Source organism: Acinetobacter sp. R933-2 (assembly GCF_030325485.1).
Taxonomy (GTDB): Bacteria; Pseudomonadota; Gammaproteobacteria; order Pseudomonadales; family Moraxellaceae; genus Acinetobacter; species Acinetobacter sichuanensis.
Window position 1 is genome coordinate 12,200 of record NZ_JACAIJ010000019.1, and the last position, 23,470, is coordinate 35,669.

The 23,470-nt window shown below is 38.2% G+C and carries 21 protein-coding genes; 9 read left to right on the plus strand and 12 right to left on the minus strand.

The window, feature by feature from the left end; translation table 11 throughout:
* Nucleotides 1-11: 11 nt before the first annotated feature.
* The 4 genes from HX005_RS17005 to trpA are packed head-to-tail and all read right to left on the minus strand — an operon-like array spanning nucleotide 12 to nucleotide 4,091.
* Nucleotides 12-1,106 (minus strand): SPOR domain-containing protein, encoded by a 1,095-nt coding sequence (locus HX005_RS17005; RefSeq protein WP_286378263.1) that lies wholly within the window; start codon nucleotides 1,104-1,106, stop codon nucleotides 12-14.
* Complete coding sequence (folC, locus tag HX005_RS17010) at nucleotides 1,097-2,398, minus strand: bifunctional tetrahydrofolate synthase/dihydrofolate synthase (RefSeq protein WP_286378264.1); 1,302 nt, start codon at nucleotides 2,396-2,398, stop codon at nucleotides 1,097-1,099. Before folC ends, HX005_RS17005 begins: the two co-directional genes overlap by 10 nt.
* Nucleotides 2,395-3,291, minus strand: a complete 897-nt coding sequence (gene accD, locus HX005_RS17015) for an acetyl-CoA carboxylase, carboxyltransferase subunit beta (RefSeq protein ID WP_107008140.1) — start codon at nucleotides 3,289-3,291, stop codon at nucleotides 2,395-2,397. The genes folC and accD overlap by 4 nt, the downstream gene beginning before the upstream one ends.
* Nucleotides 3,288-4,091: a tryptophan synthase subunit alpha gene (gene trpA / locus HX005_RS17020; protein ID WP_286378265.1), complete on the minus strand. Its 804-nt coding sequence runs from the start codon at nucleotides 4,089-4,091 to the stop codon at nucleotides 3,288-3,290. Before trpA ends, accD begins: the two co-directional genes overlap by 4 nt.
* A gap of 360 nt (nucleotides 4,092-4,451) precedes the next feature.
* Here trpA and HX005_RS17025 point away from each other — a divergent pair, with 360 nt between their 5' ends.
* The gene (locus HX005_RS17025) at nucleotides 4,452-5,783 is read left to right on the plus strand and encodes a Na+/H+ antiporter NhaC family protein (RefSeq protein ID WP_286378266.1); all 1,332 of its coding nucleotides are present in this window, start codon (nucleotides 4,452-4,454) and stop codon (nucleotides 5,781-5,783) included.
* A gap of 81 nt (nucleotides 5,784-5,864) precedes the next feature.
* Here the strand turns inward: HX005_RS17025 and HX005_RS17030 are convergent, their stop codons facing one another.
* Entirely contained in the window at nucleotides 5,865-6,374 is a 510-nt protein-coding gene (locus tag HX005_RS17030; protein WP_286378267.1) for a hypothetical protein, read from the minus strand.
* Nucleotides 6,375-6,480: 106 nt separating this feature from the next.
* A complete protein-coding gene (locus HX005_RS17035) occupies nucleotides 6,481-7,506 on the minus strand; it encodes a helix-turn-helix transcriptional regulator (protein ID WP_107008136.1) in 1,026 nt (341 codons plus the stop codon).
* A gap of 144 nt (nucleotides 7,507-7,650) precedes the next feature.
* Between HX005_RS17035 and HX005_RS17040 the strand changes: the two genes are divergently transcribed.
* On the plus strand, nucleotides 7,651-8,526 hold the full coding sequence (locus tag HX005_RS17040; protein ID WP_286378268.1) for a metal-dependent hydrolase: 876 nt from the start codon (nucleotides 7,651-7,653) through the stop codon (nucleotides 8,524-8,526).
* A 52-nt stretch (nucleotides 8,527-8,578) separates the two neighbouring features.
* Nucleotides 8,579-9,454, plus strand: coding sequence for a metal-dependent hydrolase (locus tag HX005_RS17045; RefSeq protein WP_286378269.1), 876 nt, complete (start codon nucleotides 8,579-8,581; stop codon nucleotides 9,452-9,454).
* A 61-nt stretch (nucleotides 9,455-9,515) separates the two neighbouring features.
* Here HX005_RS17045 and HX005_RS17050 read toward each other — a convergent pair whose 3' ends face one another.
* A complete protein-coding gene (locus HX005_RS17050; RefSeq protein ID WP_286378270.1) occupies nucleotides 9,516-10,511 on the minus strand; it encodes a DUF2804 domain-containing protein in 996 nt (331 codons plus the stop codon).
* 223 nt (nucleotides 10,512-10,734) lie between these two features.
* Complete coding sequence (locus tag HX005_RS17055) at nucleotides 10,735-11,853, minus strand: CaiB/BaiF CoA transferase family protein (RefSeq protein WP_286378271.1); 1,119 nt, start codon at nucleotides 11,851-11,853, stop codon at nucleotides 10,735-10,737.
* Nucleotides 11,854-12,064: 211 nt separating this feature from the next.
* Between HX005_RS17055 and HX005_RS17060 the strand changes: the two genes are divergently transcribed.
* From HX005_RS17060 to HX005_RS17075, 4 genes are all read left to right on the plus strand, one after another.
* On the plus strand, nucleotides 12,065-13,075 hold the full coding sequence (locus HX005_RS17060; protein ID WP_004724010.1) for an AraC family transcriptional regulator: 1,011 nt from the start codon (nucleotides 12,065-12,067) through the stop codon (nucleotides 13,073-13,075).
* 532 nt (nucleotides 13,076-13,607) lie between these two features.
* Nucleotides 13,608-14,813 (plus strand): acetyl-CoA C-acetyltransferase, encoded by a 1,206-nt coding sequence (locus HX005_RS17065; protein WP_286378272.1) that lies wholly within the window; start codon nucleotides 13,608-13,610, stop codon nucleotides 14,811-14,813.
* 11 nt (nucleotides 14,814-14,824) lie between these two features.
* Nucleotides 14,825-16,957 carry a 3-hydroxyacyl-CoA dehydrogenase NAD-binding domain-containing protein gene (locus HX005_RS17070; protein ID WP_286378273.1) on the plus strand — a complete coding sequence of 711 codons (2,133 nt, stop codon included), beginning with the start codon at nucleotides 14,825-14,827 and terminating at the stop codon, nucleotides 16,955-16,957.
* Between the two features lie 172 nt (nucleotides 16,958-17,129).
* Nucleotides 17,130-17,432 (plus strand): hypothetical protein, encoded by a 303-nt coding sequence (locus HX005_RS17075; protein WP_286378274.1) that lies wholly within the window; start codon nucleotides 17,130-17,132, stop codon nucleotides 17,430-17,432.
* A 61-nt stretch (nucleotides 17,433-17,493) separates the two neighbouring features.
* Here HX005_RS17075 and HX005_RS17080 read toward each other — a convergent pair whose 3' ends face one another.
* The 3 genes from HX005_RS17080 to HX005_RS17090 form a co-directional block, all read right to left on the minus strand.
* Complete coding sequence (locus HX005_RS17080) at nucleotides 17,494-18,156, minus strand: HAD family hydrolase (protein ID WP_286378275.1); 663 nt, start codon at nucleotides 18,154-18,156, stop codon at nucleotides 17,494-17,496.
* Between the two features lie 75 nt (nucleotides 18,157-18,231).
* Nucleotides 18,232-18,654 (minus strand): GNAT family N-acetyltransferase, encoded by a 423-nt coding sequence (locus HX005_RS17085; RefSeq protein ID WP_286378276.1) that lies wholly within the window; start codon nucleotides 18,652-18,654, stop codon nucleotides 18,232-18,234.
* A gap of 152 nt (nucleotides 18,655-18,806) precedes the next feature.
* Nucleotides 18,807-20,021: a class I SAM-dependent methyltransferase gene (locus HX005_RS17090; RefSeq protein WP_286378277.1), complete on the minus strand. Its 1,215-nt coding sequence runs from the start codon at nucleotides 20,019-20,021 to the stop codon at nucleotides 18,807-18,809.
* A gap of 100 nt (nucleotides 20,022-20,121) precedes the next feature.
* Here HX005_RS17090 and trhA point away from each other — a divergent pair, with 100 nt between their 5' ends.
* Both trhA and HX005_RS17100 read left to right on the plus strand, forming a co-directional pair.
* Nucleotides 20,122-20,763: a PAQR family membrane homeostasis protein TrhA gene (trhA, locus tag HX005_RS17095; protein WP_286378278.1), complete on the plus strand. Its 642-nt coding sequence runs from the start codon at nucleotides 20,122-20,124 to the stop codon at nucleotides 20,761-20,763.
* A gap of 137 nt (nucleotides 20,764-20,900) precedes the next feature.
* Nucleotides 20,901-22,214, plus strand: coding sequence for an MFS transporter (locus HX005_RS17100; RefSeq protein WP_286378279.1), 1,314 nt, complete (start codon nucleotides 20,901-20,903; stop codon nucleotides 22,212-22,214).
* A 179-nt stretch (nucleotides 22,215-22,393) separates the two neighbouring features.
* Here HX005_RS17100 and HX005_RS17105 read toward each other — a convergent pair whose 3' ends face one another.
* The gene (locus HX005_RS17105) at nucleotides 22,394-23,404 is read right to left on the minus strand and encodes a metallophosphoesterase (RefSeq protein ID WP_107008124.1); all 1,011 of its coding nucleotides are present in this window, start codon (nucleotides 23,402-23,404) and stop codon (nucleotides 22,394-22,396) included.
* Nucleotides 23,405-23,470 lie beyond the last annotated feature (66 nt).

The window sequence follows — 23,470 nt, forward strand, 5'->3', positions numbered from 1 at the left end:
AAGTCTAAAACTTAACGCCTATCTAAAGGCACCCAATCAATCACCCATGCAGACTTCATACCTAAACTATCGTCTGAATTGATTTTTTTGCGTGTTGCATCAGCAGAATCACGATCTTTTGACGGTCCAACCATGATGCGAATACCTTTAGATGTTGGACTTTTTGTCACTTTATAGCCTTTTGCGCGTAATTTTGCAGCAACAGCATCTGCATTGGCTTCATTGGCAGCCAGTGCAACTTGTACCATCCATTGCTTGTCACCATTTTCCAACAAATCACGTGCTTTATCTGCTTCAGCCTTTTTCTTAGCATCCTCTTGTGCTTTACGCTTTTTTTCTTCCGCGGCTTTACGATCTGCTTCAGCTTTTTTCTCTGCCTCTTTTTTCTTGTCAGCTTCTAATTTACGCTTTTCTTCCTCTTGGGCTTTACGCTTTTTTTCTTCTGTAGCTTTACGATCTGCTTCAGCTTTTTTCTCTGCTTCAGCTTTGCGGTCTGCTTCTTTTTTCTTATCAGCTTCTGCTTTACGTTTTTCTTCCTCTAGAGCTTTACGTTTTTTCTCTTCTGCAGCTTTTTTCTCTGCCTCTGCATTATTTTGTTGACGCTTCTGCTCTGCTAACTTTTTTTCAGCATCTGCCTTTTGTTGCTCAAGCTTCTTTTGTTCAGCAGTTTTTTGCTGAGCTTTGGTTTTATCATCTTGATTGAGTTCAGGAGGAATATTATCCGAGCTTTCTTGAGCTGCTTTACGACGCGCATTTGCAGCTGCATATTCTTCTGCTGCCTTACGTGCTGCATCTGCTTCCGCCTGTTGTTGCATACGTAAAAAATCAGCTGCTTTCGCTTCTTGTTCAGCAACAGCCTTTTCACGCGCACGGCGTTGCTCTTCAAGTAGGCGTTTTTCTGTTGCAACATCTACAGTTAAAGGTTCAAGCTGCACGGACTCTAATGGTGCTGCTTTTTCCTTTTGCTGCACATTTGCAACAGGTGTCGTTGGTACTTGAGTTTGATATATTTCTTCTTTGCCTTTTAGAAGGAGGGCTGCTAATAACACACCACCACCTAATAAAACAACGCCACCCATCCAGCGCTGTTTGTTATTCATTGACATTCTTCTAAATACTCCCAGACCGCTTCTAAGGTATGGAACGAACCACACACCAAAATCAGCTGATTATTATTGGTTTCTGCAAGCGCTGATTGAAATGCTGCTTGTACACTCTCAAATTTTTCAACTGTCTCATTTTGTAAGCCAGCAACCAATTGTTCCATTGGTGCTGCACGAGCTACAGTCAATGGCGCAATTTTCCACTTTAATACAGTATTTTTCAATAACTTGACTACAGATTCTATATCTTTGTCAGACAACATTGAAAATACGGAGACAACTTCTGTGTACTGTTTATTGTATTCTAAGAATTTTCGCAATTGCTTTAACAAAAATTCAACACCGTGCGGATTATGTCCCGCATCGAAAATCACTGTTTTTTCTTGTGATTTATAATGTATTTTTCTAATTTCAAAACGACCTTGTAACTGTGCTGTTTCGATACCTTGCGCCATCGCTTGTTGTGATACATTCAAACCACTGGCTAAAATCGCTGCGACAGCCGTTGAGATATTATCTAAGGCTAACTGTCCCAAAGGTAACTTTAACGTCACACCTGAGCTTGCAAAATCCCATGTTTTACCATCTTTGGTATCATGATAGAAATAATCACGATTCAGCGCATAAAGCGTTGCATTACATTCTGTCGCTTTGTCCTGAATCGCTTGTGGCAAACTTTGCTGTCCACCAAAAACTACAGGAATATTTGCACGAATAATGCCTGCTTTTTCAAAAGCAATTTTTTCAATAGTATCACCGAGCCAATCAGTATGATCTAGCCCAATATTGGTAATCACAGCTACATCAGGATCAATGACATTGACCACATCCAAACGACCACCTAAACCTACTTCAAGCACCCAGACATCGCACTGTTTTTGTTTAAAAATAACAAAAGCAGCCAAAGTAGTGGCTTCAAAGAATGATAAAGATAAATCACAGATACGGCGTGCTTGATCAACTTGTACAAAAGCATCAATCAAGGTTTGATCATCAACTTCTTGCCCAGCAAGTTTGACACGCTCATTAAAACGATAAATATGTGGAGATTGGTATAGCCCAACATTGAGACCTTGTGCATTAAGTATGGCAGCAAGTGTCGTTGTGGTTGAGCCTTTACCATTGGTTCCAGCCACCGTTAAAACTTTGGCATTGGGTCGCATGACGCCCAATTGCTCTGCAACAGGAATGACGCGCTCTAAGCCCAAATCAATTCCTGTAACATGAACATGGCTCCAATAATTGAGCCATGTATTTAAATCATCTGTTTTTAAAGGTGCTGGATGGTTGTTCAAGGCAAATTCATCAGTTTCGCTACAATACGGTATACAGTATCACGTAATGCATGACGATGAACAATTTGATCGATTACACCATGATCAAGCAAGAATTCAGCACGTTGGAACGGTTCTTCAAGCTTCTCACGAACCGTTTGTTCAATAACACGTTTACCCGCAAAACCAATCATGGCTTTCGGTTCAGCGATATGAACATCACCCAACATTGCCAATGATGCAGTCACACCACCGTAAACTGGATGCGTCAACACCACAATATAAGGCAGATGTGCATCTTTCATTTTTTGGATTGCTGCAGAAGTACGTGCCATTTGCATCAAAGACAACATGCCTTCTTGCATACGCGCACCACCAGAAGCTGCAAAACAGACTAAAGGTTGTTTCAAACTAATGGCTTTTTCAGCAGCTTGAACAAAACGGTCACCCACAACCGTACCCATTGAACCGCCCATAAAATCAAATTCAAATGCGCATGCAATCAATGGAATATTTTTAAGTTGACCTTGCATGACCACTAAAGCTTCAGTTTCACCTGTTTTATCTTGCGCTTCTTTCATACGCTCAGGATAAGGTCGACTGTCGACAAAGTGTAATGGGTCTTTTGCTACAAATTCTTGACCGAGTTCTGCACTCACATTATCAAAGAACCAGTTTAAGCGATCACGTGCTTTCATTTTCAGATGTTCATCACATGATGGACAAACATAAGCATTAAAAGACATCGCAGTACGAGTAACCAATGCGTGACATTCAGGGCACTCAATGGTTGGTTCTGTAAATGTTGCTTTGAGTGTTTGTTGTTGATCAGGCACCTCAATCCCTGGAACAGAACGATCTGTCCACGGTGTTGATGCACTCAGGATTTTCCCTGATTTCACTTCTTGATTCATACTAACTCATCGAGCGCTGCTCGAAGCTCCTTGACTTTATTCACCGCTGCTTCCACAGCTTGTTCTGGTGCTAAGTTTGCAAAAGGTTTGACAAATGCACTGCCGACAATGACAGCATCAGCAACTTGCCCAACAGCTTTTGCTGAAGCTGCATCACTGATCCCAAAACCTACACCTACAGGAATATCTGTATATGACTTGATTTTTTGAATGCGTGTTGCGACTTCAGTTGTATCTAGTGTTGCAGCACCTGTTACACCTTTTAATGACACATAGTAAATAAAACCACTGGCTTGTTTGACTACATGTTGAATACGTTCATCTGTCGAAGTTGGTGCAAGCAAGAAAATTTGATTCATGTTGTATTTTTTCAATACTTCATCAAAATCTTTTGCTTCTTCTGGTGGTAAATCTACGAGAAGAACACCGTCTACACCACATTGGTTGGCATAAGCGACAAATTTTTCATATCCAATCACTTCAACAGGGTTTAAATATCCCATCAAGACTACAGGTGTTGTGCTGTCTTTTTGACGGAATTCTTTCACCATGTTTAAAGCATCAAGGGTATTGGTTCCTGCTGCTAAAGCACGCTCTGCGGCAAGGGCAATCACTGGACCATCTGCCATTGGGTCTGAAAATGGCAAACCAAGTTCAAGTACATCTACGCCCGCTTCAACCATTTGATGCAACAAGGGTACGGTTACATGTGGTTGAGGATCACCCGCCATGACATAAGAAACCAATGCTTTACGCTGTTGTGATTTAAGCTGTGCAAATCGAGTGGCTAAACGTGACATAGGGTTGTACATTCCTTGAATTGTTAAACTTGAGGAGTTGGTTTTGTATAAATACAAGACGTTGCATTGTAACGCTATTTTTTACTCATTGGATAGAGTAACGCTGTAGCACAATGGTATCTCATATTAATACAAAATAACGAACAACCTATGACATACATTTAGCGCTATTTTATTTTTTTGGACAATGATCAAAGTTACCTATTTTTTGCTTTTTTAAAATTCGTAAATAAATTGAAAAACTTAAATCAAATCATTTAAATAACATCAGAACATGAACAAAATCTAATGCATTTTAATTTTTAAGAAATTGCAAAAGCTGTTTATACTATAGAAGCTACTCTTTTTTATTTTTTGAATATGACCACTCCCCCACACAGTAAAGTTCAAGCTCGTGGGCTTGCGCTGCTACCACTTATTGTCTTTTTAGCCATCTTTTTAGGCAGTGGTATTTACCATTCTATTATTGGTACTGAATTTGCGTTTTATCAAGTCAAAGCACCTGTTGCTGCCTTACCTGCAATTATTTTAGCAATTGTGTTGTATCGTGGAAAATTAAATGCAGCAATTGATGAATTTTTACAAGGTGCAAGTCATCCCAACCTCATTTTAATGTTTATGGTCTTTATGCTCGCCGGTGCTTTTGCCAGCGTATCGAGTGCCATTGGCAGTGTGGATGCAACAGTTCAGTTTGGACTATCCATCATTCCACCTGAGTTTGTATTGCCCATGCTGTTTATCATCTCAGCATTTGTGGCTACAGCAATGGGAACTTCGATGGGTACCATTGCAGCTTGCGCGCCCATTGCTTTTGGTTTTTCTCAAGCGACGGATATTCAACCGATTTATGCCATTGGTGCGGTGGTCAGTGGTGCCATGTTTGGCGATAACCTGTCCATGATCTCAGATACCACCATTGCAGCAACACGCAGTTTAAATGTTGAATTAAGAGATAAATTTCGGGTCAATATCTGGATTGCATTTCCTGCTGCTATTGTCACCATTGGCATTTATATACTGACCAATCATTCACCACAATCTATTGAATATAAAGATTATAACTTATGGTTGATCTTGCCTTATGTGGCAGTATTTCTTTTGGCTTTTACACGCTTACATGTTTTAGCAGTCTTAGCACTTGGCGTTGTGTTATCAGGTTTAATGGGGCTATTTGTCACGCCATCATTTGACTTATTAAAGTTAAATACATCTATCTATTCAGGCTTCGAAGGCATGTTTGAAGTGGCATTATTGTCGATGTTCTTGGGGGGACTCTCTGCAATTATGCAAAAAGAAGGTGGCTTAGAGTGGTTGATTCAACGGATTTATAGTATCACTCGATTATTTAAAGTTGGCACTCAACGCGCGGGTGAAATCGGCATCAGTTTTTTAGTTATTTTCTCAAATTTATTTGTAGCAAATAATACCGTTGCCATTATTTTATCAGGTGATATGGCACGAGAAGTTGCTAAAGAATATGGTGTAGACCCAAAACGCGCTGCTGCATTGATGGATATTTTTTCTTGCGTGGTACAAGGGATCATTCCTTATGGTGCTCAATTACTGCTTGCATGTTCTATTGCAAAACTATCACCAGTTGAATTGATTGGCTCAATTTATTATTGCTGGATTTTGGCAATTTTTGCGGTATTGGCGATTATTTTCAGATTTCCAAAACTCAAAATACGATAAAAAAGACTGCCTCTTTGTCTCAGACAAAGAGGCTTTTTCTTACTGTTTAATGATTAAATCTGTGGTATTGACCATAAAATATTATTCAAAACTATCACTATATCGACTAAATACCCACACCACTGCACCAAGTGAACCACGCCCTACACCATGATCTTGTCGTATAAATACTTGATAATCATTACAACGATATTGATATGCTTCTTTGTCCTGACTTAACACCCAACCCTTTTGTGGAAGTTTTGAGTTTTTTAAAATACTATTTTTGAACTGATTTAAAGGTGTTTCAAGTTGTGCATATTTTCCTTCATTGTAAGAGAGCGTAAAACCAATAATACGGTTTTTTACTGGATCAAAATCTATACTTCCGACTGAAGTGACTCCTGCATTTTCAAAAGCTTGATCAACATCTAAAATCTGAATTCGATCTTTATCAGGCTTAGCATTGCTATGTATTTTTTTAAATTGATCAAGACTTTGCATCAAAGTCATACTACCTATCGCCACTTGATTGAGTGGAATTTCACATACATTGGCTTGCACATTTGTATAAGTCATACATATAACAGCCGCTAAAATTAATTTTTTCATTTTAAATCCTCGTTATCCTTTTCTTTTAAAAATTATTTCATCTACAAACTTTCATATTTTGATGGATTGAGAATATTTTGAATAGAAAAGATACAATTTAAAACTTTTATTTTAATTGCTGTTTTTTCTGTAATAAAGTCTGCCCACTATATGCCTTATAGGCTCTTGCCAATGCCGATTGGTCAGAATAACCCAAACGCATCGCGATCTCAGTCAGTTGCAGGTCACTTTCGAGTAATAATTCACAACGCTGCATACGTTCAATTTCCACGATTTTTTTAAATGATTGACCAAATTCATTCAACTGACGTTGCAAAGTTCTCGCAGAAATATTTAATTCTTGTGCAATATCTTCAATTTTAGGAGCTTGTTCTTGCAGCCTTAGATATTCTGCAACAATAAAATGTAGTTTTTGAGGCAAAGTTTCATAGCGTGTTTTTGAGGCAATGGCTTCCTCAGCTTGTTTAACCAAAAGTTGCATCAATGAGGGATCTGCTTGTTGAATTTTTGCATTTAGTCCTTCTAAACCCAGAACAAAGCTATATTCAGATTGATTAAAATGAACATCACACGCATAAAATTTTTGATAATGATAAATCGCCATTTGTGGTGGGTGAGCAAAATTTACCTCCAATAATGGAAACTGATGAAGCACAACAATTTTTCGTGCTAAATGCATCATTAAAGCATTGGTCAATTCATTAATGACAATATATTTTTCATGGTGAAAAGGCCAAATAAGATGAATATGTTGCCCCACCTGCTTCATCTTCATCGGAATAATATGATCACCATCAATCACCAAACGACTAAAACGTAGAATATTATGTAAGGCTTCAGCAACTGTGGTACTTCGTGTTGCCATATAGCCTAAAACCCCAAAGTGTTCAGGGCGAACATACTGCGCCATTTCAAAAATAATCTGTGGGCAATCTAAAGCAAGTTCAGTTTTTTTAAGAATTTGCTGAAAAAAAAGATAAGAAGACTGAGTATCAATTGGCTGAAGTAAAATTTTTTTTAAATGTGAATAGTCATCTTTTAAAAAATCAGCAGTAAAAATGTCGATTCCCTGTTCAAACAAATAAGTCTGCCAAAGATGAAAATATCCATTCGGTATATGTAATTCCTGCATGATTGCGACTCAATCCTAAATCCATATTTGACATACTAAATTTTCATTCTGTCGTAAAATGTATAAAAATTGGCAAGATCTGTCAAAACAAAGTTGTAAAACACCGACATACTCAAAGCATCGAAGTAATGCAAGTAAAACAACATGAATGCATTGGTGAAATATCAAGCCGAACCTGTCGTTCGCAGTCAACTCAATTTTAAGCTAGATGAGATCCCACGTTTTTGGTTTGGTGGAGATCCATTTAAAACCCGTATGTTCGATGCTTTGAGTCTGACTTTTCCAGATGGTGAACGTTACTTTATTGAATGTGTACGTTTATTTCGCAATCAAATCAGCGACCCTGAATTACAACAACGTGTTGCTGACTTTATTCGTCAAGAAGCCCAACACGGCATTGCACATGACAAAATGAATGAGGAGATGAAAAAGCAAGGTATGCCTGTTGACCAATTTATCCAATTTCTAAATCGTTTATTTAAATCTGAACTGAAAAATCGCTCTCCCCAGTACAATATTGCCATGACGGCTGCGGCTGAGCATTTGACCGCATTAATGGCAGAAACATTTTACAGTCGCAAAGAAACACTGGCAGACGCACACCCCTATGTACGTGCTTTATTTGCATGGCATTCCATTGAAGAAATGGAACATCGCGATGTCGCTTTTGATGTCATGCAACAAGTGGGTGAAGTGCCTGAATCTTTAAGAAAATTTACCTTAGCTTTGACCACAGTTGCTATGTTTGGTTTCACCTTTTATCGTGCCAATGTCATGCTTAGTTATGATGGCTTTAGTCGTCTTGATCGTATCAAACTTGCTGCTCAAGGCTTGCCTTGGTTCTTTGGCAAACACGGCGTAATGACTCACATGAAGAAGCAATATTTTGACTGGTATAAACAAGGCTTTCATCCAAGCCAACATCCGATCATTGCGCAATATCAGGTCTGGATAGACACCTTAGAACAAACTAATGATCCTATTCTAGCAGGTGAGGAATTTTGGCAAGCAGGTCAATAACCATTTGATCTACTTAACCATTTTATAAATTAAATTTGCGAGAAATAAAACAATGAATGCATATGTAAAACATCAGGTTGACCCTGTCGTCCGAAGCAATCTAGACTTTAAACTCAATGAAGTTCCACGCTTCTGGTTTGATCAAGATCCTTTTCGTACTCGTATGTTTGATGCGCTAAGTCTAACTTTTCCAGTCGGTGAACGTTATTTTATTCAAAGTGTACGTGCCTTACGTGACAAAATCAGTGATCCCGATTTACAGCAACGAGTCAGTGATTTTATCAAACAAGAAGCACAGCACGGACTGGCGCATGACAAAATGAATGAAGAAATGAAGCGTCAAGGCATGCCTGTTGATCAGTTTATTAAGTTCCTTGGCGGGCATTTTGAGTACATTCTAAAAAACCGCTCTAAACAATATAACATTGCGATGACTGCTGCTGCCGAACACTTAACAGCACTGATGGCTGAAACTTTCTATAGTGAAAAAGCAACTCTGGAAAATGTCCACCCTTATGTCAGAGCATTATTTGCATGGCATGCCATTGAAGAAATGGAACACCGTGACGTTGCCTTTGATGTGATGAAAGAGGTTGGAGAAGTACCTGAGTATCTTCGGAACTTTGCCCTCGCCTTCGTTACCTTACAAATTTTCAGCTTTACGTTTTATCGTACCAATGTCATGCTGAAATATGACGGTTTTGGCTTAAAACAACGCGCCCAAATGGCAGTTAAAGGTTTACCATGGTTTTTTGGTCGTAAAGGTAAACTCTCTGCGATGCGCCATCAATATTTAGACTGGTTTAAAAAAGATTTTCACCCAAGTCAGCATCCTGTCATTCGTCAATACCAAACTTGGGTAGATACACTGGCTGCAACGAATGACCCAATTCAAGCTGGTGAAGCATTTTGGCAAGCAGCACTTTGAGTTTATTTTAGAACAGCATTATTGAGTAAAATTATTGAGCAGAACTATTAAGCAAAATATTTTACCATTTTGCATAATGCTGTTCTAAAAGAGCATATTCATTTTTTAAAACAATAATTTCACCTGTTTCAGTTTGGATCGTACCACTCACTTTTGACTGCCACTGACTAAATTGACTACCCACTAAACGTAAATTTAAATTTTCAAAACGGCGCCAACCTGTTTCAACTTGAAGTTTTAATTTGTCATCTAAAGAACGAATCGTCCAGTGTTGTTCTGATTGTTTTTCAAACAAGACATCTGCTAATGAAAATAAAATGCCATTTATCCATAAGCAATTTTCATTACCAAAACTCTCATTCACACCTGATGCTAAATTTAACCCAATTCGCTGTCCTTGACTGTCCCAGAAATTACTGGATAGCCAAAACCAAGCTGTTTCTGGTCTTAAAAAGCCACATGTATCATCTAAAGAAGCAAAGGTCTTGTCATTAAAATGTATAGTTTCTTGCTTTTTATTAATGAAAAAACCTTCTACGCCAAGTGTGGTGAGTTTCTGTGTATATGACCAACCATTAATTCCAGTCGGACTACACATACTTAAAGCATCTGTTGCAGCACAAAAAATGCGAGCTTTTAATTTTACATCACCATGCTTACTGATATTGATATAGCGCACACCATTTGCGTGTTGTATTTCAATATGAAAAGGTGATTTTTTAAAAGAACTCTGATTATATAAAGGTTGTTCATCGACAATGGTGTGATGCCCTAAAACATTATTTGAATTCCACTCCAATACCTCATGAGTGTGATGGTCATAAATATAGATAAAACCATGCCCAGCCCAACCAATATCAACCACAGCAAAACCAATACTATAATGCTCATGTTGAATGCTGCAAAATTTAAATTTCTTATATTTTAGATTCTTACGCCAACCTTTTAAGGTTTTACCATAAGGTGTTTTATAAATATAACGCTCTACCGAAATCGAGGTAGGTAATTGACTAAAGCGACCATAACGAGGTAATCCATTCGTTTGTATTAAATCCATTTCACCCCAATCCTTCATTTTTAAAATTCTTAGACTTTAGTCTACATTTTGATTATTACTCATTTTAAAGGACATACACAATCATTCTCAGAACTTTCTCTTTTTATTTCTCAACAGCTTCAAAATCATTTTATTTTTTGTGAAAATTACTCAAATTTAATCCATTAAAAAAGCCCAAATCATCAGGCTTTTTATGAATAGACAATGTCAGTTGTGACTTAAATCACCACGTTCCTTCACCTAATTCTTGACCAATATAATCATATCTCATCTGTGAGCGAGAAAACTTAATTGGACAAGCAAGTTGGGGTTCTGCTTGTTCTGCATTGGCTTTTAGAGGAACATTGACCACCCAGTTTCGTTCCTGAGCCAATGGCGAACTGAGTGCCTCATCAAGGCTTAGTACAGGTTCTACACAGAAATCAAGTTGAGTAAAAATCTCACTCCATTCTGCCCATGTTTTTGTGAGAATTTTTTCCTGAATCGCCTCTTTCACCGTTTTACGGTCTTCTGCATCAAACGATGCACCTTTTTGCAGAACAATCGGTAATTCTAAAGTAGCCGCTAAACCACTCATAAACTGCGGTTCTAAGCTACCAATCGAAAGATAACGACCATCCTGAGTACGATAATAATCGTAGAATGTTCCACCATTTAATTGTTCATTTTCAGCATATTGTTTTTGCCCACCTGCAATACTTGCAGCCGCAGCCATATTGTTCATACTGACCACACAATCGGTCATGGAAATATCAATATATTGTCCTTGCCCACTGCTGTATCGCTCTGTCACGGCTGCCAAGATCCCAATCACTGCATGTAAGGAACCGCCTGCAACATCCGCGATTTGGATTCCCATGGGTGGTGGACCGCTGTCTTGACGTCCACTATGCCCCGCGATTCCTGACAAAGAAACATAGTTAATGTCATGCCCTGCTTTATCTTTATAACGACCTGTTTGACCATATCCTGTGATTGAGCAATAAATCAATTTAGGATTAATTTCCGCCAAAGTTTGATAGTCTAAGCCAAGACGTTGCATAACGCCTGGTCTAAACTGTTCAATCACAATATCGAAGTCTGAAATTTTTTGTTTGATCAGTTCTATATTTTTAGGGTCTTTTAAATCCAAAGCAACAGACTGTTTATTTCGGTTTAAATAACTATGTGAAGTCGCTTGTCCATTGGCATATGGAGGAAACAAGCGTACCAGATCTGGACGGGTTGGAGATTCAATATGGATCACTTCTGCACCCATATCAGCAAGGTACATTGTTGCAAAAGGTCCAGGTAACAAAGTTGAAAAATCGAGTACTTTCAATCCTTTTAAAGCAGTTGTCATAATAGTTTTTACCAAATTTAGGTTGATTTTTATCTCATATTAGAAATATAAAACTAACATAACAATGTCATGTTCAGCCATTTACCTTGATCATTTCGGCAATTTAAGATGTAAAAAGGTGATATACAGTGTTGTAAATCGCCAATTAAATATTTTTTAGCGTCATTTAGGTCAATTTTTAGTGAACATCAAAGAGACTGAAGGATTTAACATGAGTCGTGATACGATTAGTATCCATTTCGTGAATGCAGCCCTAACAGGCGTAAAACGCCTAGGAATGGATGTTGACACCCTACTTTCACACGTGGGCATAGAAGCAGAATTACTCCGTCAACCTAAAGCACGTATTTCACCAGAGCAATATACACGCTTTGTCAAAATGTTATGGATGGTGACACAAGACGAGCATGTTGGCTTTGATATTCAGCCACGACGCTTGGGTTCTTTTGCCATCATGTGTCAATTGATCATTCATGCCAAGACCTTAGGTGATGCTTTAGAACTTTCTTCACAGTTTTATAAGCTATTTGGCGATGAATGGTCTGTTGCAGTTGAACGCGATAAACATGAAGCGCGTTTAGTTCCATTGATACCAAAAACAATGGATCCTGATCATTTTATTACCGAAAGTATGCTCATGATTTGGCATGGTTTAGCATCATGGCTCATTGAACGTCGTATTCCGTTAGAACGTGTGCATTTTGGTTATCCTCGTCCAAATCATGCAGATGAATACGATGCGTTATTTTTTGCGCCAGTGATGCAATTTGACATGCCGCGCACTGAAATTACCTTTGCTGCGGATTATTTAGACTTGCCAATTCGTCAAGATGAAGCGTCATTAGAAGAATTTTTAAAAGCTGCACCTGCACAACTTTTGGTCAAATTCAAAAACACCAACTCGCTCACTTCACGTATTCGTGAAGTGTTAAAGAGCCAAATTGGTGAAGAAATGCCAACTTTAAATGATGTAGCATCGATGTTGTATTTGTCACCGCAAACCTTACGTCGTCGTTTAGCGGCTGAAGGTAAAAGTTATCAAGGTGTGAAGGATGCTTTACGCCGTGACGCTGCCATTCATTTATTGTTAAATCCTGATTTAACTTTGGAAGATGTTGCTCAACAAGTTGGCTTTAGTGAAACTTCAACGTTCCACCGTGCATTTAAGAAATGGACAGGTGTCACTCCTGGTTTATACCGTCAGTTGCATGGTTATCATTGACATAATAATATTTTTTCAAATAAAGCCTGATATAAGTCAGGTTTTATTTTATTTAAAATTATTTTGATCTTTTTCACACAATGATGGAGCTGCTTTAAAGCTTACCTTTTCTCCATTCTGAATGGTGGTAATTTCAGCCTGAGTGACTTGAAAATTTTGATCATATTCACAGGCTAAACTGCTCTGCCCCTCATCAGAAGTATGAGTACCGTAAATCATCCAAACATAAAAAAACAATAATAAAAAGCACGCCCAATAAACTTATTTAAACAAGATATACCATCCATTTCACAGAGACCTTAAAATTAATTTTTAAACTCATTCAAATCTCATTACATGTAATATTTTGAACAGAACAATTCACTTGTAGGATTAGAATACGATGTCCTACAGGCTTCATTGTATATTTTTTCTTTGAATTCAATTGACCAAAACTATCAATTGACTTTCCCGTTCTCGTCATTGCACTATCAAGCTTATAAAGTACACTCAAAACACATAACAATTTTAGAAGTCATAAAAAGGAATAGCTATGAGCGAGGCTTATATCATTGATGCCATTCGCACACCACGCGGAAAAGGAAAGAAAGATGGTTCACTCTACAGTGTGAAACCCATTACTTTGCTCACAACATTACTCAATGAATTAAAAGACCGTCACAATCTAGATACTTCAAAAGTAGATGATATCGTGTTGGGATGCGTTACCCCAATCGCTGACCAAGGCGGTGATATTGCTAAAACTGCCGCAATTGCAGCAGGTTGGGACAATGATGTTGCAGGTGTGCAGATCAACCGTTTCTGTGCATCAGGTCTTGAAGCAGTCAACATGGCAGCACAAAAAGTCCGTTCAGGCTGGGAAGATGTGGTTGTTGCAGGCGGTGTCGAGTCAATGTCTCGTATTCCAATGGGTTCCGATGGTGGACCATGGGCACTTGATCCTGAAACCAACTTAAAGTCAAACTTCGTTCCTCAAGGCATTGGTGCCGACTTGATCGCGACTTTAGATGGCTATAGTCGTTCCGATGTTGATGAATTTGCGGCAAACTCACAACGCAAAGCGGCTGCGGCACAAGCAGCAGGTCATTTTGACAAGTCCATCGTAGCGGTAAAAGACAAAGCGGGTGTGGTGATCTTAGATAAAGACGAATTTATCAAACCAACCACGACTGCTGAAGGCTTGGCAAAACTCAATCCAAGCTTTGAAATGATGGGCAGCATGGGCTTTGATGCAGTCGCATTACAGCAATATCCTGAAGCACAAAAAATCAATCACGTACATCATGCAGGAAATTCATCAGGTATTGTCGATGGTGCTGCGGTTGTTCTTCTTGCTTCTGAAAAAGCAGTCAAAGAACAAGGTTTAAAACCACGTGCCAAAGTTTTGGCTACTGCACTTGTGGGAACAGATCCAACCATTATGTTGACTGGTCCTGCACCTGCTGCACGTAAGGCATTGGCAAAAGCTGGCTTAACAATTGAAGATATTGATTTATTTGAAGTCAATGAAGCCTTTGCTTCTGTGGTGATGCGCTTCATCAATGAGCTGAATGTTCCTGTAGAAAAAGTCAATGTCAATGGTGGTTCAATTGCCATGGGTCATCCATTGGGTGCAACAGGTGCGATGATTTTGGGTACATTGCTCGATGAGCTTGAGCGTCAAGGCAAAAAACGTGGTTTAGCAACATTGTGTGTAGGTGGTGGCATGGGTATTGCGACCATTATTGAGTTGGTATAAGGAGAATAAGAATGAGCGCAATTCAATTTGAAAAAAATGCGGACGGCATTGTTATTCTAACTTTAGACTCTCCAAACCAATCTGCAAATACCATGAATGCTGACTTTCAAAAAGCATTGACAGAAACAGTTGAAAAATTAAAAGCAGAATCTGGCATCACAGGCATTATTTTCCGTTCAGCGAAAAAAACCTTCTTTGCAGGCGGTGATTTGGATGATTTGATTCAGGCACGTCCTGAAGATGCCAAAGAATTCATGGCTGTGGTTGAGCTGATGAAAAAAGAACTACGTTACATCGAAACTTTAGGTGTACCTGTGGTTGCAGCACTCAACGGCACAGCGCTTGGCGGTGGCTGGGAAATTGCGCTTGGCTGTCATGCCCGTATTGCATTGAATGATCCGAAGTCTAAGTTTGGTCTGCCTGAAGTGACTTTAGGTTTACTCCCTGGCGGTGGCGGCATCGTGCGTATGGTACGTTTGTTGGGTCTACAAAATGCATTCCCATTCTTAATGGAAGGCAAACAGTTTGGTGTCGATAAAGCCAAATCTTTAGGTCTGATTCATGACACTGCGGACTCACTTGATGAGTTGCTGGAAAAATCCATCGCATGGGTCAAAGCCAATCCAAAATCACAACAACCATTTGATGTAAAAGGTTATAAAATCCCTGGCGGTGACCCTAAAACACCTGCAGTGGCACAGATTCTGGCAATTGCCCCTGCAATGCTGCGTGACAAAACCAAAGGTTGCTACCCTGCACCTGAAGCGATCATGGCAGCAGCGGTTGAAGGTGCTCAGGTCGATGTCGATACTGCTCTCACCATCGAATCACGTTATTTCACTTATCTTGCAACAGGTCAAGTGGCGAAAAACATGATCGGTACATTCTGGCATGGTCTAAATGCCATCAAAGCAGGTGCAAGCCGTCCGAAAGATGTCGCAAAATGGCAAGCCACCAAAGTCGGTGTATTGGGCGCAGGGATGATGGGTGCAGGTATTGCTTACTCAACGGCGACCAAAGGCATTGCTGTGGTACTCAAAGACGTTTCTGTTGAAAATGCAGAAAAAGGCAAAGCATACAGCCAAAAACTTTTGGACAAAAAAGTTTCACAAGGTCGTATGACGGCTGAGAAACGTGACCAAGTCTTAAGCCTGATCACTGCAACGGCTGATGCAGCCGATCTACAAGGCTGTGATTTGATCATTGAAGCTGTTTTTGAAAATCAAGAACTTAAAGCCAAAGTGACCCAGGAAGCTGAAGCTTTTCTTGCGGATGGTGGTGTATTTGCATCAAATACCTCGACATTGCCAATTACAGGTCTGGCAAAAGCGTCTAAAGATGATAAAAACTTCATTGGTTTACACTTCTTTAGCCCAGTCGACAAAATGCCTTTGGTTGAAATCATCAAAGGACAAAATACCTCTGCTGAAACTTTAGCAAAAGCCTACGATTACGTTCAGCAAATTGGCAAAACGCCGATCGTAGTGAACGATAGCCGTGGCTTCTTCACCAGTCGAGTCTTCGGTACATTTGTCAATGAAGGTCTGCGTTTGCTAGCTGAAGGTGTGCATCCTGCACGTATTGAAATGGCGGCACTTAAAGCAGGTATGCCTGTTGGTCCACTCGCGATTCAGGACGAAGTTGCTTTGACGTTATCTGAACATGTGACCAATGAAACCCGTAAGGCACTCCAAGCGGAAGGCAAAGACTTAGCACATTCTCCTTCTGAAGATGTCTTAAAAACCATGATCCATGAGTTTAACCGTAAAGGTAAGGCGGCAGGCGCAGGTTTCTATGATTATCCAGAAGGTGGTAAAAAACATCTTTGGGATGGTCTAAGCCATTGGAAAAAAGACGTTGATATTTCTGAACAAGAAATGATTGACCGTATTTTGTTTGTTCAGTCACTCGATACTTTACGTTGCTACGAAGAAAATGTATTGGAATCTGTGGTGGATGCCAATATCGGTTCAATTTTCGGTATCGGTTTTGCGCCATGGACAGGTGGTGCAATTCAATTCTTAAATCAATACGGTTTAGACAAAGCCCTTGCCCGTGCCAATGAACTCGAAGCTAAATATGGCGAACGTTTTAAAGCACCACAGTTGCTCAAAGACAAAGTAGCAAGTGGTAAAATTGATTAATTATTTAAGTTGTTAAAAAAGAGGTATTTATACCTCTTTTTTGTTTTTAAAATTAAAGCATTTAGAAACCCATAATAATTTTAAGGTCTTATTTAAAAAACTCGTCGGATAATTTCATATTTTGTGTTATAACATTACATAGATTCTCATTTTTTAAATTTGGAATACTCCCATGTCAAATGCTGTTGAGTCTCAAAAAATCGCAGATGAAAAAAAAGGTTGGAAAGGTCTTTTCATTGCCTTTATTCTAAGTATTTTATTTCTTGGTATTTTTTATTTAGCAATGGAAAATGAACCAGACTATATGCCAAGCAAACAACAGGCTGTGAGTAATCAAACTGCTTTTAAAAATGCACCTGTAATGTCACAAGAAGCACTCGCTGAAGCAGAAAAGCAAAGAAATGCTGCATCGGGTGAAATGTCTCATATGCAACATGGCAATGCAGAGGCACATTCAGAACATAATTCTCATTAAAAAAAATATCATGGTTTTATCTTAAAAGACTTCTCGTTCACTAAGATAAAACCTTTTTTGTTCATTTTATCTTTTTCAATATCGCAATAAGATCAGAAAAATGGTGTAAATTTTCATCAGCATAATTAGAATTTATATTGATATCTTCATTAAAAAAGATCGTTTTCATTTTGGCTCTTTTTGCACCTAAAATATCTGCTTGCTCATGGTCACCAATAAAAATGCATTGTTCAGGTTGTATACCCAATCTTTGACTTGCCAAATTAAATATTACAGTTTCTGGTTTCCGTATGCCTACCGCCTCAGACACAATAATGGTTGAAAAATACTCATTTAATCCTAAAGCCTTAAAGTTATGCTCTTGAAAAGGTGTTCTGCCATTTGAAACCAAAGCAAGTTGATAACCGTCCTGATACAGTTGTTGAATACTGTGTTCAACACCCTCAAAAGCCAAACAAAAACGATTAAAATCATGCAAATATAGATCTAATAAAAATGCTACAGAAAACTGTGTGATCTTAAACTCAATGATTAACTGTTGATAAACCACATCTTTCCATACTGAACCATTGGCATCAAGCTCAATAAAGCGTTGTATAAACTGTTGTTTTTGAGCATTTGGTACAAGTTGCAAAAAATTGATTTGCCAGTTTAAAAATCGCTTGAGTGAACCTATTCGGTCTAAAAGAGTTTGATCTAAATCAAAAATAATGGCTTTTATCACCTTTCTACTCCTTTGTTCATGTTTAAAAAACAGGTTACAATTTTTAAATGGCACTCAAATTTTAAAACCATCCAATCAATTCATAAAAAACATATCAACATGTGGAATCCCACAATCGAGATACTCCTCACCTTTCACTTCAAAAGCTAAACTTTGATAAAAACCAATCGCATGAACCTGTGCTGATAATTTTAAATACGGTCTTTTTTGTTGTTGCCCAACATCCATAATATGGCGCATGAGTATTCGCCCTATTCCTTTGCCACGATATTGATTCAATACAGCAACTCGCCCAATACTATGATTTTCAAGTAATCTTGCTGTTGCAATGGCTTGATTTTGATCATATACAATAAAATGTAAAGACTTTTGATCTTCTAGATCCCATTCATCGGTTGCCACAATATTTTGCTCTTTAATAAAAACCTCTGTACGAACCATTTTCGCTTCAGTTTCTAACAATGCCCAAGAACCACTACGAATGACATAATCTGACATCAAACTTTTTACCTTGTGTTTAATTTTCGATATTTTAAAACAGCTTTAACTTAAATCTGTTTTTATTTACCGTTCAATTTCTTCAATTAATTCTGTTTCAAATCTTTGATTTAAAAAAGATGCTTCACGCAAAGCATCTTTTTTTCGCCTCATTAACACTTAGAACCAATACCTTGTTGATCCCATTGATCATTGAGCAAGAGTTCTAAAGAATGTTTTTGAATGCCATACATGTCTTTTAAAGCTGCAATTTGCGCTAAAACCTGTTCATCAGGCACAGTAAAATTCTGACGTTTGGTCGCCAAAATCATTTTATTTTTACTGGTATGTTCCAAAGCAACAAATTCAAAAACTTTGGTGTCATAACCATAAGCATTGAGCAATAACGCGCGAATAGTATCTGTCAACATTTCCGCTTGTTGTCCTGCATGAATGCCAAACTGCAACATTGGTGCAAGCACTTTGGGGCTGTGTAATTGTGGGCGCAACTCTTTATGACAACATGGTGCGCACATGATCATTTGTGCATTCAAACGAATTCCTGTATGAATCGCAAAATCTGTTGCAACATCACAAGCATGTAGAGCAATCATGACATCTAGTTTTTCAGGTGCATAAGTACGTACATCACCTTGGAAAAAATCTAAATGCTTAAAAGCTGATTGTGTCGCTACTTTTTGGCAAAACTCGACCATTTTAGGATTGAGTTCAACACCTGTAACATGAGGAATAATCTGATTTTTTTCTAAATAATCATATAGTGCAAACGTTAAATAACCTTTACCAGAACCAAAATCGACCACTTGCAAAGCTTGATCTTGATAATCAATTTTATCTAAAGCACCTGAAAAGATTTCAACAAATTTATTAATCTGCTTCCATTTTCTTGCCATACTTGGAATAAGCTGTGCTTTGCTGTCGGTAATGCCTAAAGGCTGTAAAAAGTAGCTGTCCTGATCTACATAACGATGTTTTTGACGATCATGTTGTTGCTCCTGTTGCTTCACTTGAGGTGCAGTTTTACTATAAGTTAATAATGCTTTTTTCTTATTTTTTTTCAGTTGAATTTCTTGTTCAGTGCTAAATAGATTGGCTTGTTTACATTGTGCAAAAAGTTGTTGAATGACAGCAAAGCTTTCATCCATGGTGTAGTTTTTGGTCACATCTTGGGTTTTATAACGATATAAACAACTCATCATGAACTGATCTTGTAAAGAAATGATGCGAAAAGTCATTTTTTCTAATTGTGCTAATTCACCTTTATATTGACTTAAAATTAGTCTATCAAAATCTTGTGTTTCAATGGCTTGCTGTACAGCATTGATAAATTGTTGTTCCTGCTCGGACATCGAAGCCAACTGTGACATAGTACAAACTCGTATAGATTCAAATTAGCATTTTAAATGTTCTTACTTTAAAGGTAAAACTCCATTATTATACAAATGTATTTTTAAGAAAATTATAACCATGAATTCAGATCTAATTCACGTCTATGCGCCCCAAGAAGAACGTATTAATGCAATTAGTCATGCTATTGGTGCAGTATTTGCAGCGATTGCGATGATTTTTATGTTGGTCAAAGGTAGTTATTTACCTTTTTGGCAGTTTTTTGGCTTAGTTGTTTATGGCTTAAGCATGGTTTTATTATTTTCAAGTTCTGCGATTTATCATTTTTCCGTCGATGAAAAAAAACGTCAATGGTATAAAAAATTAGATCATACTGCTATTTATTATCTCATTGCTGGAACGTATACACCTTTCTTGGCAATTACCATTCCTACAGCAAAAGCACATTACCTGCTTATTGCCCTTTGGATCATTGCAGCAATTGGTACACTATTCAAGTTAGTTTTCATCCATCGTTTTCAAAAAATTTCACTGATCGCTTATTTGGTGATGGGATGGCTCGCTGTGCTTGTAATGGATGATATGCAACGCTTTCTGACCAATGGAGCTATTCAATTATTGGTCGCTGGTGGGCTTGCTTATACGATTGGCGCATTGTTTTATGCCTTAAAAAGAGTAAGATATACGCATGCTATTTGGCACATATTTGTGTTGATAGGGGCAGGATTACAATTCTTTGCAATCTATCTTTACGTTATTTAATCCTTAAACATTCACATATCAGCGACCCTGATCGAGTGTATTTGGATTGATCCCGTTGTTTTTTTAAGAAATTACGCCTTTTTTAAAAAGATTACGCTTTAGAAACTAGTTTTACTTTTAAAAGTGTAAGGTCTACCATGGCGTCATCTAATATTACTGCGACTGAAGAAGTTCAGACAAATTCAAAAACACGTGTACTTTTTGCAAGTCTCGTAGGTACAACAATCGAATTTTTTGATTTTTATATCTATGCAACAGCAGCTGTCATCATTTTCCCTCATCTGTTCTTCCCTGCAAGCACAGATCCAACTACCGCAACTATTCAATCTTTAGCAACTTTTGCCATCGCCTTTATTGCTCGTCCTATTGGTGCAGCTTTATTTGGGCATTTAGGTGATCGTATCGGGCGTAAAGCCACACTGGTTGCTGCACTCCTCACCATGGGGATTTCCACCGTTTGTATTGGTTTACTCCCAACCTATCATCAAATCGGAATCATGGCACCCTTATTACTGGCACTTTGTCGCTTAGGTCAAGGTTTAGGTCTAGGTGGTGAATGGTCTGGTGCTGTACTTTTAGCAACTGAAAATGCCCCTGAAGGTAAACGTGCTTGGTATGGCATGTTCCCTCAACTTGGTGCTCCAATTGGGTTCATTCTTGCAACAGGTTCATTCTTAACACTCGGCGCCTTTATGTCTGAAGCTGAGTTTATGCAATGGGGCTGGCGTATTCCATTTATTGCCAGTGCTGCATTGGTGATTGTCGGTTTATGGATTCGTTTAAAATTACACGAAACACCTGCATTCCAAAAAGTTTTAAACAAACAAAAAGAAGTGAATATTCCATTTAAAGAAGTGTTAACCAAACACTGGGGAATGCTCATTCTTGGGACAATCGCAGCGATCTGTACCTTTGTTGTGTTCTACTTAACAACTGTATTTGCTTTAAACTGGGGTACAACTCAACTCGGTTATTCTCGTGCAGAATTTTTAGAACTACAATTATTTGCGACACTTTGTTTTGCTGCTTTTATTCCACTTTCAGCAATTTTTGCAGAAAAATTTGGTCGTAAAGCAACATCTATTGGTGTGTGTATTGTTTCTGCATTATTTGGCTTAGTGTTTTCAAGTATGTTGGAATCTGGCAATACTTTCGTTGTGTTTCTATTTTTATGTACAGGTCTTGCCATCATGGGTTTAACCTATGGTCCAATTGGTACTGTACTGTCTGAAATTTTCCCAACTTCTGTACGTTACACAGGTTCAGCGTTGACTTTTAACCTTGCAGGTATTTTTGGTGCATCTTTTGCGCCATTGATTGCAACGAAACTGGCAACAACTTATGGTTTATATGCGGTGGGTTATTATTTAACGGCTGCGTCGATTCTTTCACTACTTGCCTTCTTAGCAATTCGTGAAACAAAAAATGATGATGTAAATAACCAGATTTAATTCGTTGATTAGTAATAAAAAGCCTGCAACTATGCAGGCTTTTTATTTACTTTATTTTTTTTCAACTCAGATCATGAATAAAAAATGATTTAGCTTTTAAATGATTTATTCAAGTCAATACTGAACGTCCTGATCCAAACTGAACTGCCTAACATTTTTTCAAGAAAACTTAGCCTAGCTTAGTTCAACTCAATAATATCAATGGTTGGCGGCACACAAAAACGAAAAGGTACACCCACCATTCCTGTACCGACACTGACAAACACAGCGGCATTTTCATGCTGATACAAACCTCTTTTATGCCCCAAAATCGATACTTTTTTCATGACATAACTGGTGAGCCAAGGCAATTGTACCTGTCCTCCATGCGTATGCCCTGCCAGCATTAAAGGACGTGTTGGTAGCTTCGGCACCATATCAACCGTATCAGGGTTATGTGACAAAATCAGCCAAGGTTTATCTTGTGGTAATAAAGGCATACTGCGCATATCAGTTTTACCTGCCCACAAATCCCCCACCCCAATTAAACGAAAATCGTCAAACTCAACCATCTGCCCTTCGATATCCATAACATTATTCACTTTCAAAGCATGGGCTAATAAGTCTTGAATGGGTGGACCGGGATATTGCTCATCATGATTGCCATTTACTGAATAAATAGGGGCTTCAATCTCTTTCAAAACTGCCAATTCTTCAGCGAGTTTATTTTCAGGTTCATACGTCCAATCACCAGCAACCACGACTATATCTGGTTTTTGTTCATTGATTTTACGTACAATTGTTTTTAGCTGGCGCTCGTGCCCTGAAAATAAACCAATATGTAAATCTGCAATTAAAGCAACTTTAAAAGGTCGCTGAAAAGCTTGATCAGGACTTAATTTATATTGTTGATAGTCTACACGAACCAAATGTGGTTCAATAAAGCGTGCATATATCAATAAACTCGATAACAAGAAAACAAAAATGCTTTGATGCAAAGAGAAATAATGAACCCAGCCTGCATATAAACTAAAAAAGAACAACGGAAATAATAAATAAGATAGGTAAAATGCCAATAAATGCACAAAGGATTTAAAAGGATGGATGGTTTCAGTACGTGATTGGCTCAGCCAAGCCTGTGCGATTCCCCATAAAGCAACAAGGATAAAACATAGGTAAAAATAAAAAATGATTGAATTGTTCATCAACATACTAAATCTCAAAAGGCGATTAACGCCTATTCGCTTTATTTATCTTTTGTACATTGCCAATTATAC

What these genes read in the sequence shown, in the direction of transcription:
- HX005_RS17005 (WP_286378263.1), bottom strand. Translation starts at nt 1,106, where the DNA reads ATGTCAATGAATAACAAACAGCGCTGGATGGGTGGCGTTGTTTTATTA.
- accD (WP_107008140.1), bottom strand. Translation starts at nt 3,291, where the DNA reads ATGAATCAAGAAGTGAAATCAGGGAAAATCCTGAGTGCATCAACACCG.
- trpA (WP_286378265.1), bottom strand. Translation starts at nt 4,091, where the DNA reads ATGTCACGTTTAGCCACTCGATTTGCACAGCTTAAATCACAACAGCGT.
- HX005_RS17025 (WP_286378266.1), top strand. Translation starts at nt 4,452, where the DNA reads ATGACCACTCCCCCACACAGTAAAGTTCAAGCTCGTGGGCTTGCGCTG.
- HX005_RS17030 (WP_286378267.1), bottom strand. Translation starts at nt 6,374, where the DNA reads ATGAAAAAATTAATTTTAGCGGCTGTTATATGTATGACTTATACAAAT.
- HX005_RS17035 (WP_107008136.1), bottom strand. Translation starts at nt 7,506, where the DNA reads ATGCAGGAATTACATATACCGAATGGATATTTTCATCTTTGGCAGACT.
- HX005_RS17040 (WP_286378268.1), top strand. Translation starts at nt 7,651, where the DNA reads ATGAATGCATTGGTGAAATATCAAGCCGAACCTGTCGTTCGCAGTCAA.
- HX005_RS17045 (WP_286378269.1), top strand. Translation starts at nt 8,579, where the DNA reads ATGAATGCATATGTAAAACATCAGGTTGACCCTGTCGTCCGAAGCAAT.
- HX005_RS17050 (WP_286378270.1), bottom strand. Translation starts at nt 10,511, where the DNA reads ATGGATTTAATACAAACGAATGGATTACCTCGTTATGGTCGCTTTAGT.
- HX005_RS17055 (WP_286378271.1), bottom strand. Translation starts at nt 11,853, where the DNA reads ATGACAACTGCTTTAAAAGGATTGAAAGTACTCGATTTTTCAACTTTG.
- HX005_RS17060 (WP_004724010.1), top strand. Translation starts at nt 12,065, where the DNA reads ATGAGTCGTGATACGATTAGTATCCATTTCGTGAATGCAGCCCTAACA.
- HX005_RS17065 (WP_286378272.1), top strand. Translation starts at nt 13,608, where the DNA reads ATGAGCGAGGCTTATATCATTGATGCCATTCGCACACCACGCGGAAAA.
- HX005_RS17070 (WP_286378273.1), top strand. Translation starts at nt 14,825, where the DNA reads ATGAGCGCAATTCAATTTGAAAAAAATGCGGACGGCATTGTTATTCTA.
- HX005_RS17075 (WP_286378274.1), top strand. Translation starts at nt 17,130, where the DNA reads ATGTCAAATGCTGTTGAGTCTCAAAAAATCGCAGATGAAAAAAAAGGT.
- HX005_RS17085 (WP_286378276.1), bottom strand. Translation starts at nt 18,654, where the DNA reads ATGTCAGATTATGTCATTCGTAGTGGTTCTTGGGCATTGTTAGAAACT.
- HX005_RS17090 (WP_286378277.1), bottom strand. Translation starts at nt 20,021, where the DNA reads ATGTCACAGTTGGCTTCGATGTCCGAGCAGGAACAACAATTTATCAAT.
- trhA (WP_286378278.1), top strand. Translation starts at nt 20,122, where the DNA reads ATGAATTCAGATCTAATTCACGTCTATGCGCCCCAAGAAGAACGTATT.
- HX005_RS17100 (WP_286378279.1), top strand. Translation starts at nt 20,901, where the DNA reads ATGGCGTCATCTAATATTACTGCGACTGAAGAAGTTCAGACAAATTCA.
- HX005_RS17105 (WP_107008124.1), bottom strand. Translation starts at nt 23,404, where the DNA reads ATGTTGATGAACAATTCAATCATTTTTTATTTTTACCTATGTTTTATC.